This is a genomic window from Dellaglioa sp. L3N (genome assembly GCF_054941095.1).
The window spans coordinates 53,288-66,121 of record NZ_CM142928.1; the positions used below are offsets into that span (position 1 = coordinate 53,288).

The 12,834-nt window shown below is 35.0% G+C and carries 15 protein-coding genes; 9 read left to right on the forward strand and 6 right to left on the reverse strand.

Annotated features, from left to right (window positions below):
* Positions 1-88: 88 nt before the first annotated feature.
* Positions 89-820 carry a Crp/Fnr family transcriptional regulator gene (locus ACVPPR_RS00275; protein WP_462298460.1) on the forward strand — a complete coding sequence of 244 codons (732 nt, stop codon included), beginning with the start codon at positions 89-91 and terminating at the stop codon, positions 818-820.
* Between the two features lie 56 nt (positions 821-876).
* On the opposite strand, the gene ACVPPR_RS00280 is transcribed toward ACVPPR_RS00275, so the two are convergent.
* Positions 877-1,887: a YeiH family protein gene (locus ACVPPR_RS00280; protein WP_462304290.1), complete on the reverse strand. Its 1,011-nt coding sequence runs from the start codon at positions 1,885-1,887 to the stop codon at positions 877-879.
* Between the two features lie 84 nt (positions 1,888-1,971).
* On the opposite strand from ACVPPR_RS00280, the gene ACVPPR_RS00285 reads away from it, so the two are divergent.
* From ACVPPR_RS00285 to ACVPPR_RS00300, 4 genes are all read left to right on the forward strand, one after another.
* Positions 1,972-2,808 carry a LysR substrate-binding domain-containing protein gene (locus tag ACVPPR_RS00285; protein ID WP_462304291.1) on the forward strand — a complete coding sequence of 279 codons (837 nt, stop codon included), beginning with the start codon at positions 1,972-1,974 and terminating at the stop codon, positions 2,806-2,808.
* A 138-nt stretch (positions 2,809-2,946) separates the two neighbouring features.
* Positions 2,947-3,909 (forward strand): ring-cleaving dioxygenase, encoded by a 963-nt coding sequence (locus ACVPPR_RS00290; RefSeq protein WP_462298457.1) that lies wholly within the window; start codon positions 2,947-2,949, stop codon positions 3,907-3,909.
* A gap of 2 nt (positions 3,910-3,911) precedes the next feature.
* A complete protein-coding gene (locus ACVPPR_RS00295) occupies positions 3,912-4,544 on the forward strand; it encodes an alpha/beta hydrolase (RefSeq protein WP_462304292.1) in 633 nt (210 codons plus the stop codon).
* 7 nt (positions 4,545-4,551) lie between these two features.
* Positions 4,552-5,169, forward strand: coding sequence for a flavin reductase family protein (locus ACVPPR_RS00300; RefSeq protein ID WP_462304293.1), 618 nt, complete (start codon positions 4,552-4,554; stop codon positions 5,167-5,169).
* A 182-nt stretch (positions 5,170-5,351) separates the two neighbouring features.
* Here the strand turns inward: ACVPPR_RS00300 and ACVPPR_RS00305 are convergent, their stop codons facing one another.
* Both ACVPPR_RS00305 and ACVPPR_RS00310 read right to left on the reverse strand, forming a co-directional pair.
* Complete coding sequence (locus ACVPPR_RS00305) at positions 5,352-5,528, reverse strand: hypothetical protein (protein ID WP_462298454.1); 177 nt, start codon at positions 5,526-5,528, stop codon at positions 5,352-5,354.
* Positions 5,529-5,540: 12 nt separating this feature from the next.
* Positions 5,541-5,900: a hypothetical protein gene (locus ACVPPR_RS00310; RefSeq protein ID WP_462304294.1), complete on the reverse strand. Its 360-nt coding sequence runs from the start codon at positions 5,898-5,900 to the stop codon at positions 5,541-5,543.
* A gap of 254 nt (positions 5,901-6,154) precedes the next feature.
* Between ACVPPR_RS00310 and ACVPPR_RS00315 the strand changes: the two genes are divergently transcribed.
* A complete protein-coding gene (locus ACVPPR_RS00315; RefSeq protein ID WP_462304295.1) occupies positions 6,155-6,403 on the forward strand; it encodes a helix-turn-helix domain-containing protein in 249 nt (82 codons plus the stop codon).
* A 582-nt stretch (positions 6,404-6,985) separates the two neighbouring features.
* Here the strand turns inward: ACVPPR_RS00315 and ACVPPR_RS00320 are convergent.
* Together ACVPPR_RS00320 and ACVPPR_RS00325 are read right to left on the reverse strand one after the other, a co-directional pair.
* Positions 6,986-8,509, reverse strand: a complete 1,524-nt coding sequence (locus tag ACVPPR_RS00320; RefSeq protein ID WP_462298451.1) for an ABC transporter permease/substrate-binding protein — start codon at positions 8,507-8,509, stop codon at positions 6,986-6,988.
* The gene (locus ACVPPR_RS00325; protein ID WP_462304296.1) at positions 8,509-9,438 is read right to left on the reverse strand and encodes an ATP-binding cassette domain-containing protein; all 930 of its coding nucleotides are present in this window, start codon (positions 9,436-9,438) and stop codon (positions 8,509-8,511) included. Before ACVPPR_RS00325 ends, ACVPPR_RS00320 begins: the two co-directional genes overlap by 1 nt.
* Before the next feature lie 149 nt (positions 9,439-9,587).
* Between ACVPPR_RS00325 and ACVPPR_RS00330 the strand changes: the two genes are divergently transcribed.
* From ACVPPR_RS00330 to ACVPPR_RS00340, 3 genes are all read left to right on the forward strand, one after another.
* On the forward strand, positions 9,588-10,031 hold the full coding sequence (locus tag ACVPPR_RS00330) for an Rrf2 family transcriptional regulator (protein WP_462304297.1): 444 nt from the start codon (positions 9,588-9,590) through the stop codon (positions 10,029-10,031).
* 4 nt (positions 10,032-10,035) lie between these two features.
* Positions 10,036-10,893: an SDR family oxidoreductase gene (locus ACVPPR_RS00335; protein ID WP_462304298.1), complete on the forward strand. Its 858-nt coding sequence runs from the start codon at positions 10,036-10,038 to the stop codon at positions 10,891-10,893.
* A gap of 307 nt (positions 10,894-11,200) precedes the next feature.
* Positions 11,201-12,139, forward strand: coding sequence for an AAA family ATPase (locus ACVPPR_RS00340; protein ID WP_462304299.1), 939 nt, complete (start codon positions 11,201-11,203; stop codon positions 12,137-12,139).
* 46 nt (positions 12,140-12,185) lie between these two features.
* Here the strand turns inward: ACVPPR_RS00340 and ACVPPR_RS00345 are convergent, their stop codons facing one another.
* Entirely contained in the window at positions 12,186-12,662 is a 477-nt protein-coding gene (locus ACVPPR_RS00345; RefSeq protein WP_462304300.1) for a nucleoside 2-deoxyribosyltransferase, read from the reverse strand.
* Between the last annotated feature and the right edge of the window lie 172 nt (positions 12,663-12,834).

Consider the following 12,834-nt stretch of genomic DNA (forward strand, 5'->3'; position numbering starts at 1 on the left):
CAATGTTGTAAGGTTGATTGAGGCTATTGGATATCCATGTTAAATTTGTAGGTGGAGAGAGTTTGGAAACTTAGTGGAGGGGATCAATATGGGACAAAAAAGTAAAGATGTACCCCAATATATGCAATATTTAAGACAATTATCGGATTTTGAAACGTTAACTGATGCAGAAGCAAATTTACTAATGAATAATATGAGTATTAAGTCGTTTCAAAAAGGGCAAGTTCTTTTTGATGAAACAGATCAACGGGCACGTTTCTATTTTTTAATAGAAGGCGTGATACGCGTTGAACGATTTGATATTGATGGTGATTTTGGCTTCTTTTCATACATTAAAAATGACTTGGGTTTTCCCTATCGAGGACTATTAAGTGACAAGAATTATCCGTATTTGGCAAGAGCGATGACAGATATTCAAATTGTCTACTTTCCAATGGCCTTGGTTGAAAAAATATTAAAGCAAAATATTTTAATGGCAACTCGAGCAATTAAAGAAATGTCGACTATCTTAAGCGCTACAGAAAATCAAGTTCAAAGAATGGTAACATCAAGTGCACATAATCGGATTGTTCAAGCTATCAATATTTTGGCAGAGCAATTAGGTGCTGACTTTACGCAAAAGCATGTCACGATTCCTTATCATGTCACGATTAAGGAGCTGGCTCTAGTGAGTGGAACCACTCGTGAAACAGCCGGACAAGTGATTAAATGTTTGGCTCAAAATAAGGAAATTATTTTTGAACGACAACAGTTAACACTATTAGAAGGCTGGTTTGCTGATCAGAGTTTTGACCGGCAAGAGCGTATCTTTAAGTTATAATTTGAATAAAAATGACCCTATGATTTTGGCTTAGCCAGGTCATAGGGTCATTTTATTTAAAATAAGAGTGTGATTAAACCAACTGCTAATAAGACTTGAACAAGCATGATACCACCAGCGTATAGTAGTAAACGCTTGCCTTGATTGAATAAAGATCTTAAATTTAAACGAAGACCAATGGCGGCTAAGGCAATAATTTCACACCAAGTACTTAGAAAATGGGCAATTCCACCGATTGGTGAGGGCAAAAAGTGTAAACTATTAAGGATACAGAGTGTTAAAAAGCCAATAACATACCAAGGAACTAAAGTTGATTTTTTGGTTGTTACCTGCGCTGTTTGGTGACTAGGTTGATTTTTTCGATGTAAGTAACCGAAAATGCTAATGACGAAAACTAAACAAATGATTCGTAGTATTTTAAATAGGGTAGCCGTTACGATGACATGTTGATTTAGCATCGTTGCGCTGGCAACAACTTGACCAACAGATTGCACAGTTCCACCAATTAAAACCCCTCTGAGTACGTTATTGCCACCCCAGAGAAGTGTGCCAAGTACTGGTAAAGTTAACATCAAAATGGTTCCCATTAGATTTACCAATGTAATTGAAATACCAATTTCTTCATTATCAGCATCGATTACAGGTCCAATAGCACCAATGGCCGAAGAACCGCAGACTGCATTTCCCCCAGCCATTAATAAGTAGGTTCCTTCACTAAAAGCTAATCTTTTTCCTAACCAAATTGCAAAAATGATTGTGATGCTCATTTGAATAAAAGTGAACAATAGACCATTAAAACCAATCTCTTTAATACTCTGAAATGTAATTGTGGCGCCTAGTAAAAGAACGGAATATTCTAGTAACCGTTTCTCAGAAAATTTAGTTCCAGCGGTTAGTGTGGGTTGCTGTAAAATAGTATTGCCTAAAATAATACCAATGAATAGGGCAATAGTTGCACCGCCCAACATAGGTAGCCAGAGTTTAGCGATAAAAAAGCTGGCAAGACCAATTAATAGAGCAACGATAAAGCCTGGTAGTAAATTAATTATTTTTTTCAAATTGTTCATCCTCTCTAAACGTTACTTTAACTATAGTAGATTTGTTTCAATTAATAAAATAAATCTTTATAATAAGTACTATTAATAAAATGAATGGAAGTGACTGCTATTTTTAAAAATTTAGAAATTTTCAAATCAGTTTACGAAACAAGAAATTTTACAATTAGTGCGCAATTGTTATTTTTATCCCAACCAACAATTTCAGTTCAAATTAAACAGTTAGAAGCAAGGTTAGGTGTTACCTTGTTTGAAAGAAATGGACGTCAGCAAATTATACCTACCGAAAGTGGCAGGTTACTCTATCAACAAACACAACAATTGCTAGACTTGTGGCAACAAGATTTATTTGCCTTACAACATCAAAAAAGTGATCAGAAAATTGCCTGTAAGGTTGCCGCATCACATACGACTGCTGCCTATTTACTACCAAAATTATTACGTCAAAACAAAGAAGCTATGAAACAATTAGAATTAGAAATTAGTGTGCTTAACTCATCACAAATTATGGAAAAATTGAAACAACATAAGTTAGATTTCGGATTTATTGAAAAACCATTAACGGAGAAAAATATCAATCGCCAATCCTTGACGACTGATCAGTTAGTTTGGGCGGGTGATACGACCGAACCTTGGCTCCTTAGGGAACAGGGATCGGGTGTTTATCACTATTCAATTAATTATTTAAAAGCGAATAATTTAACTTTGGAACATTTCATGACGGTTAAAAGTAACTCGTTAATTATTCAATTACTGAGACAAGGAATTGGACAGTCAATTATTTCAAGCGCAGCGCTAGCCGATTATCCTGAAATACCAGTTAAAACATTAGCCAAACAGTATCAACGTGAGTTTTATCTCGTTTCAAGGAACGAATTACCCAAACCAATTGAAGCCTTTGTGGCACAACTAGCGAATGCGTTTACCGAATAACCAATTCGTTAAATCTTGTGAACGTTATCGTTGTGATTAAATGAGTGCATCATTTATACTAAAAGTAGGATAAATAACTTGCTTACTTTTAGTAAGTGTGATAATTTAAGCTTATAAAATAAATTGGGGGCATCAATTATGAATACTAAATTATTAGGACTACATCACATTACAGCTATTACTTCAAGTTCACCAAAAATGTTCCGTTTTATGACAGAAATATTAGGCTTACATTTAATTAAAAAGACCGTTAACCAAGATGATATTAGAACATACCATTTATATTTTACAGATGATATGGGATCAGCAGGAACTGATATTACATTTTTTGATTTTCCTGGTTTATTTCAAGGGACAAAAGGTAAAAATGGCATTTCAAGAATTGGTTTTAGAGTTCCCAGCGATGACGCATTAGATTTCTGGGCAGAACGATTTGATGATAACGATATTGAACATGACGATATTGAAATGAATTTTGGTAGTAAAACAATGAATTTTTATGATTTTGATCATGAACAATATCAATTGATTTCTGACGAGCGGAACCATGGCGTAGAAGCTGGGACACCTTATTTATACAGCCCAGTTCCTAAAATGTTCGCAATTAGTGGCTTAGGCACAACGATCATTACAGTGGATTATCCAGAACGTATGGATATCGTATTAACAAAATTAATGGGATTTGATAAAATTGCGACAGAAGATCAACGTACCTTATATGAATTAAACGATGGGGGCCATGGCGCACAAGTTATTATTGAAGAAAGTCGTGTTTTACCAAATGAAATTCAAGCATATGGGACAGTACATCATATCGCTTTTAGAACTGAAGATGACGAATCACTAAAATACTGGATTGATCGAATCCAAAGTGCTGGACTTAGTGATTCAGGTTTCGTGGATCGTTTCTATTTCAAATCAGAATACTTCCGTCCTGGTGAAGGTGTCTTGTTTGAAATTGCAACGGATGGTCCTGGATTCTTACAAGATGAAACGTATGAAGAAGCTGGTATTCATTTAGAATTACCACCATTCTTGGAAGATCAACGTGCAGATATTGAAGCACATTTGGTTAATTTTAATTCAGATAAGAAGATATAATTATGACAGAAGCAATCACGTCTTACAAACCTGGTAAAGCAGGCAATGCCACCGTTTTGATGTTACATGGAACGGGTGGAACAGAGTCTGATTTGTTGTCAATTGCGGACTTTTTAGCACCAGATAGTCCTAAAATTGGGATTCGTGGACGGTTAGTTGAGAATGATTTAACGCGTTATTTTGCTCATTTACCAGACGGTGGTTTTGATTTAAATAGTTTGGCTGTAGAGACAAAATGGCTAATGACTGTGATTGATGAATTAGCAGTTGAGTATGCGTTTGACCCAGAAAAATTGATTGTTCTGGGTTATTCTAATGGGGCTAACGTTGCCTACTATTCATTATTGACTGGCCAGGCTCAATTTAAAACAGCTGTGTTATTGCACCCAATGATATTATCATCGGATGTTAAAACGGATATCGATTTAAGTGACATCAAAATTTGGGGATCGCATGGCTTTTTGGATCCAATTGTCTCAAAATCAAATTTTGGTGAGTTGAAGAATTTCTGTCAGCAGGCTGATATTGATTTCACAAGTTTTGAAGCGGAACAGTCACATCAAATTTCAGAATCAGAATTAATGGATGCTAAGCAGTGGTTGGATGAGACAAATAGATTAAAAATTGAGGAATAAAGACTAAATGATTTCATTTAATAGTAACGATTTATCGACTAAAAATCAGTACAAATTAATGTCTGGAACCTTGATTCCAAGACCAATAGCATGGGTTACTAGTGCGAACGAAGCGGGGCTAATTAATTTAGCTCCGTTTAGTTTTTTCAGTGTTGTTTCGGATCAATTGCCATTAATGTCAGTCTCAATTAATCGACGTAAAGATGGCACGATGAAGCATACCGCTGCAAATCTAGTTAAAACAAAACAGGCTGTTGTCCAATTGCCAACTCGTGAATTGATGACAGTTGTCAATCAGAGTGCGGCAAGTTTTGGTTCGGATGAAAGTGAAGTTGCTGAGCTGGGCTTAGAGACGATACCAAGTAATAGTGTTTCTGTGCCAGGAATTAAGGACGTTAAAGCTAGATTTGAAGTGAAATTAAACCAACATGTTCCTATCATGAATGATGGCAAAATTATCACAGATTTATTTATTCTCGAGGTGGTTTATTTCCATATTGAGGATGATATTTTAGACCAAGATAAAATGTATATTGATGCTAAAAAGCTGAATCCAGTGGCGAGGCTGGCCGGGCCAGAGTACGCTAATCTAGGTGAGCGCTACAAACTGATTCGGCCAAAATAAAAGACATGACTTAGTTGAAACTAGCGGTTCCATACTTTTGAGTGTTGATGAGAAATCATCAGCACTATTTTTTTCGCAAAAAAAGAACATAAAGTTCTCACCGGCTAAAATTTTACCCGGTGAGAACCTCATGTCTGAGTTGCTTAACTGATATTTAATTAATTTGGTTAGAGTGTCATGTCTCAGGTCAATTTATTATATATATAAACGGCACCACCACTCACTAGTCCAAGTATAATTAACAATAAAATAATACCTAATGTTTTATTGCTAATTATTGGGAGCAGATATTTCTGTCCAATAGCGAGTCCCAAAAGAGCAATTACCACGGGAATTAAACGTTCAATAATAGATTTCATTATAGCCTCCTTTTATTGATAGCCCCAGCCTGCTAAATGTTTACCACCAATTTTAATCCAAATCCCTTTTGATCCTGCTTTAGAAGATGCCTTGCCTAAAGCTCCAATAATTATTGCAGTCGATGCTCCTGTAGCAGCTCCGGTAATACCAATAGATGCTAATAAAGGCCCTGCATATACTCCGGCTGCACCAATTTCACCCCAAATTAGTACTTTACAAATAGCAGAATTTAAATAAAGAGTAAATCCTTTTTTATTTCCTTTTATATAAGTACCGCCGTGTCTTAATAAATCATCATGCAAGGCATCTTTGATAACAGAACTTGGAATTTTTGCATAAGAGGTAGGATCAGTTTGTTTTAGATAATTCAAAAATTGCCTATTAGTTATGGTGTAATCTGATGAAGTATTAGATTCAGTATAAGTATGAAATGTAAACTCATTATTGATATTCAGTAGTAAGTATATTTTAACATAGGTTGTAAAAATATTTATAGATAATAATTTTGCAACCTAATTAAAGGTAATCCAAAAAAATATTATAATCAATATAAAAATGTAAGTGAAAAGCTATATCGTATTAAAAGGGATAAGAAATGTAAAAATTGGGACTGGTGGGAGGTTTTATGGAAAATATTGCGCAACAATTGAAAGATACTAGGGTGAAAAATGGGTATACACAAAATGAAGTTGCAACTATTTTGTGTATAACGCGACAATCTATATCTAAATGGGAAAATGGACGAACATATCTAGATCTAGATAATTTAGTATTGCTCAGTGATTTGTATAAAACACCATTAGATGACTTGGTGAGAAAAAATAAGGAATTACAAACTAATACGGAATCTATTAAGAAAAAAAGAAAGAGTTAAAAAAGAAAAATATTCAATTATATCAGAATAACAATCAAGGTATTTTTCTTTTAATTCTTTCTTTAGCGTCTGCTATAATTCCGCCTGTTGGCATACTTTTACCAATGTATATTATTTGGAAAAATACAAAATATAATAGTTGGTATAAAACAATTTATATCGTTTCAATTTTTGTTATTATAATTAGTTTGATAGGTACAATGATATTTTTACAAGATAATTGGTTAGAGCCAACTAATATAACTATTTATCGAGTTAAGTAGTTAAGAAAATCAAATTATTACTAAATTTTAGTGTAATAATTTGATTTGAAGTAAATGCGGCAATGTGTCTTATAAATATTTATTCGTTTATTAGAGATGAAGCCTTAATGAGCTTTTTAGATTAACGTTACTCAAACTTAGTATGATGAATATGGAAAGTTAGTTAAATTTCAACAATATTTTTGTTCGGATATTTGACAAAGAATCAGAATCCGATTTGATTTTTTTGGTCAGTCACTACATTTTAAATATAAAAAAGGGCGGTCAATTATCAAAATTGACCGCCCTTGGCAGTTGGAAATAATTATTTTGTTACCTATTATTCCTTCAACAAGTGATGAGTTAACAGGTAGTTTCGTGCGACAGTAGCCGCTTTTTCGTGCTTAACGGTAACGGCATAGTTCATAGTTTGCATGTCGGAAACTGTAATTTTTCCGGATAATTTGCTTAATATCCCTTTGATTTCTGGATGTTCACGAATTGTTTTATCTGATAACAATGGAGCACCCTGATAAGGTGGGAAGAACGACTTGTCATCCTTTAACATAACTAAATGATATTGTTTAATTTGCGAATCGGTTGTGTAGCCATCCACTAAATTAACTTTGCCATTAGCGATTGCTGTATAGCGAATAGTGGGTTCCATCGTTTTTACACTAGTGAAATTAAGGTCATAGGCCTTTTTGAGTCCAGGATAGCCATCTGATAATTGATAGAAATCAGGGTCAAAGCCAGCATGGATTTGGGCACTAACACTTTTTAAATCACTGATTGTTTTCAAATGATACTTTTTAGCTAACGATTGAGTAACAGCTAATGTATAACCATTTTGATACTTCATGGGTGATAAATATGTCATTTGGTACTGATTTTTTAGCAAATTCGCTGCTACTTGATAGGTTTTATTTGGATTGTGTGTCACTTTCTGATTTGTTTTTACCAATGATTCAAGGACCGTCCCGGTAAATTCGGGATAAATATCTACTGAGCCTGAACGTAGTGCCTTAAATAAAAATGATGTGCCACCAAAATTAGGTTTAACTTGAACGTTCACCTGAGAATCATTAGATTCAATTAAATCCTTATACATATTAATTAGAATTTCAGGTTCACTACCCATTTTACCAGCAATGGTGATGGTTGATTTTGGTTGTGCTAAATACCGATAACCCGCAACACCGCCACCTAATAAAGCCATAATTAATAGGGTAATGCCTATTTTTTTACCAGAAAAAGAAATCATCTTTTTAATGATTAAACTAAATAAAATGGCAAGTAAAGCGGATAGGCCAGCGCCGATAATTAATAAAGAATTATCATTAGTTTCGATTCCCAAGATAATATAGGTTCCTAACCCACCAGCACCAATTAAAGCTGCTAAAGTTGCAGTACCAATAATCATGACGACTGCAATCCGAACGCCTGATACGATCATGGGTAACGCAATTGGCAACTCAAACTTGCGTAATTTCATCCAGCGAGTGAGGCCTAATGCCGTGGCGACTTCTTCTAGTTGTGGGTCAATCGAGGTTAGGCCGGAATAGGTATTTTGAAAAATTGGCATAACGGCGTAGGCCACTAACGCAATAATTGTTGGCACCATCCCAATCCCAACCAACGGAATTAAAATTCCTAATAACGCTAAACTGGGAATTGTTTGTAAAACGCTGGTTACTTGTAAAATGATTTCAGCTATTTTAGGACGATTCATGAGTAAAATGCCTAATGGAACGGCAATAATTACCGCAATGACTAGGGCAATGATTGAAATTTCAATATGTTGTAATAAGGCTTTAACTATTTCTGCATGCTGTGTCGTTAAAACGTGCCATACGGATCTCATTAGTCATGCCCCCTTGCTAAATAGGCTAATAAATCGTCTGTTGTTATTTTTAGATTACCTTGTGTCGTTGTCACGATGACAGAAGGGTGTTGTTGTAATTTTTGAGCAATTTCAGCCAAAGTGGTTGTTTCTGTTAGTGGTTCAGTGGCTTTTTCTGAACTGGATTCGCCTAGGCCTAGTGATAATAAGCTTGCGACGGTTGTTTCTTCTTGTTCATCACGGAAAAATTCAGCAACAAATTTATTATTCGGATGCGTCAAAATTTCATGTGGGGTACCCACTTGTTGTAAGATGCCATCTTTCATGACCGCTAACCGAGATCCTAATTTCAATGCTTCTCGCATATCGTGCGTGACAAAAATAAAAGTGACATCCAGTTGGGCATGTAATTGCGTAATAATTTGTTGTAACTGTTGACGGGACAAGGGATCTAAAGCACTGAAAGGTTCGTCCATTAAAACGAGCTTTGGTTTAGTTGCTAAAGCACGAACAATACCAACACGCTGAGCTTCACCACCTGATAATTCGTGGGGCATGCGTTGTAAAAAGAGCGCTGGGTCAAGACCCACTTGTTGTAATAAGTCACTTACTCGTGCTAATTGATCAGCGCGGCTATAACCTAAGACTTCTAATTGTAAGGACGCATTTTGTTCGACTGTCATGTTTGGAAACAAGGCACCTGTCTGTAAAACATAGCCGATTGATCGGCGTAATTGTTCCAAATCCATTGTGCTTGCATCTTGGTTATCAATTAATATTTTACCGGTAGTTGGTGTAATCAGTTGGTTAATCATTTTCAATAAGGTTGTTTTACCACTACCTGAAGGACCGACTAATACAAATAATTCGCCGTCATTAATCGTTAAACTTAAATCTTTGAGGGCTAATTCTGTATCATATTGTTTATTTACTTTGACAAATTCAATCATTTATAAGCTCCTATTTAATACTTTTGAAGTAACAACTATCTATGATAATAGTGTTTGTTCATTTGTTTGTCAATTGATATACTTGACATTTTATTTATTTCATCTTATATTTGTAACTATATTAGTTACATGAGAAAGCAGGTGCATGATTGCGAATTTCTACCCGTTATAGTGATGCGATTCACATTTTGGCATTCATAGAGATTTATCAAGAGGCTAAATTAACTAGCGACCTTATTGCCAGTAGTGTTGAAACGTCCCCAGTTGTCGTGAGACGGCTAATGGGACAGTTAAGGGAGGCTAACTTGATTACGACAAAACAGGGCAGTGCCCAACCTCGTTTGACTAAATCTGCAGATGAGATAACCTTACTCGACGTTTATTTAGCTGTAGAATCTGACCAAACCTTATTTGAGGTTGATAAAAAAACAAATCCTGAATGTATTGTTGGTGGCAATATTCAAGCTATTTTAGAGGCACAATATCAACAAGCGACCCTTGCCGCTCAAGTTAGTCTTAATCATACAAGTTTACAAGAAATTATTGATCAAATTTTAGTTGCTCAAAAAAAGAAACTTATTATTGGAGGTTAATGAAATGAACTATACAGTTACGGGGGCTACCGGTAATTTAGGGACTGCTATTACAGAACAATTGATGCAGCGCGTTGCTACTGACGAAATCCGGTTAGCTGTCCATACCTTAGCGAAGGCAGCCGTTTTTGAAAAACAAGGAATTGAAACGCTAGCAATAGATTACTTTGATCAGAATAGTTTGCTAACTGCGTTCGATAAAACTGACGTCTTAATCTATGTTGCTAGTAAGAGCCATGACAGTTTTAGCCGTGTTACTGAACTAGAAAATGTGATAAAAGCCGCTGAAAAGGCACATGTAGGCCACTTTATTTCGATGGGATTTATTGCCGATCAAATTGATAATCCTTTTGATCTTAGTGCTTTTTATGGGTATTTACCTCGTCGATTGGCTAGTTCTAACTTAAATTTCACAATTTTGCGTAATGCATTATATGCTGATCCGTTAATTCCTTATTTACCCGAATTAATCGAACGAACGAATGTGATTTATCCAATTAACGAGCAAGCATTATCATTTATTAGCTTAGAGGATAGCGCTGAGGCCTTTGCAACGGTTGCGACTAAGCCTGAATTACAGGTTAATAATAAAATTTACACTTTAACGCAATCACAAAATTATACGATGCCACAATTAGCTGCACTATTATCTGAAGTTTCACATCATCATATTGGTTATCAACCAGTGACATTGACAACATTTGCTGATATGTATAATGATGGAGATGAAGGGCACATGTTATCGTCAATGTATGCTGGCGGTGCACTTGGGTTGCTTTCAGAAGTTTCCAACGATTTTGTGACAATTACTGGGCATGCTGCGACTGATTTAACTCATTTTTTAAATTCGAAATTTCATTAGAGGTATGATTTTATAGGAAAGGTGTTGTCTTTGTGACGATACCTTTTTTAATTTGTTTCACGTGAAACAAATGATTACGATGTATAATTTGCACTAAAGAGTAGGAAAGAGTAGGATTAATGATAGAAGAGTAGGAAAGAGTAGCGCTGAAAAAAGAGTAAGAAAAGGTAGGTGTCATTTTATGGATAATCCGTTTAATCCGTCGTTTGATTATAATAATACGAGTTTCATCAGTGATAATTCAGTTTTAAATAACGTGATGGAATCTGTCGAGAATAGTAACAGTCGGTGGAGAACCACATTCATAATGGGGATGCGGGGAGCCGGTAAAACTAGTTTACTTACTTTTTTATCTAAAAAATTAAATAACCAACCTAATGTGATTCAGTTAATGTTATCTTCAACCGAAGAGTTATTAGATAACATGATTGCAGGAATTGAACGTGAATTACCTAGTAATTTAAAAATTAAAGGTGTTGGCGTTAATGTACCTGGAGTCAGTTTAAATATTGACGCTAAAGAAAGAAAATCGACATTTCAGTACGATGTAGAGGACTTGCTGCGACTAACAGAACATTCAGGTAAGACAGTCGTTCTTTTACTGGATGAAGTTCAAAATATAACGCCACAATTAAGAACTCTGTTTTCGGCATATCGCTCGTATCGATCATTAGGGTTACCGATTATAATTATTGCAGCCGGATTACCTTCAACGGTTGATTCAGTCATTAACGACAAAGCACTAACGTTTTTATTACGTTCAAATCAGGTTGTGCTAAAGCCGTTAGATCTAGCGATTATTAGTTCATCGTATATTGAACTATTTAAAAATCGTGGACTCGGTGTCCAACAAGCGATTGACATGGCAGATGCTTCTGCAGGTTATCCTTATATGTATCAATTATTAGGTGATTATGTGTGGGAACATGCTGAAAATCCAGTTAATCAGAGTAATATTGCAGATGCCATCTTATGGGCTAAGGTAGCTTTGTATCGCAATGTTTATATGAAAGTGATGACAGATTTAGCGCCAAATGCTCGTGAATTAGTACTCGCAATCCATAATTATGGCGGTATCGATGTGACAACTAAAGATTTACGGGAATCGATGAATTGGACGTTAAATAAGGTGACTACTTATAAAGCTGTTTTAAACCATTGGGGAATTACCGAAAAAACAGGATATGGGTTAATTAGTTTTAAAATGCCGTATTTTAATGATTTTATTGATCAAAATTATGATTAAAGAAAAACACCTCAAAATTTTTTGAGGTGTTTTTTTGTCAATTAGACTAAAAAATTGATAAATTAACATATTTATTTTGTAAAATTTTAAAGTCGTATGTTGTTAAATTTTGAATATCGTCTAAACCATCAAACATGGCTGTGTAACTTCCAGCAAGCATCAAGTTTAAAGGAATGCCTTTATTCTGGCGAACTAAAATGATGGGTTTATGGTGAGCATGAGCGTAGCCACATTCCCAGACGGTACCAGAATCGGCTTCATCATTATTTTCTTCCAATTGGTAATCAAGAACGGCAACAACAATATCTGCTTGGTCAATTTGGCGAATATCATTTTGGAAAGTAGCGGTTTGCCATTCAAATGTGCCAAATTCTGCGTCAGGATATTGGACATTTCCTGGTAAATGAATAGATTCGGCATCAATTGTTGGATTTCTACTGAGAAGTTCAGCTACTAAATCTAATCGTTCTTTTTGTTCTGGACTGAAGAATGGTCCTGCAAGATAAACACGTTTTTTTGTCATAGTTAAACTCCTTTAATTTCTGGTTTATTGAAATTATTATTGCCGAACGTATCAAAAGAATGGCAAAGATACACATTCATTAATTTAAGTATACTAATTGTAAAATAATAAATCAACGAATAATTCGGATATTAATCTCTATATTTTATTGTTTTTTTAAAATTCATTTAAA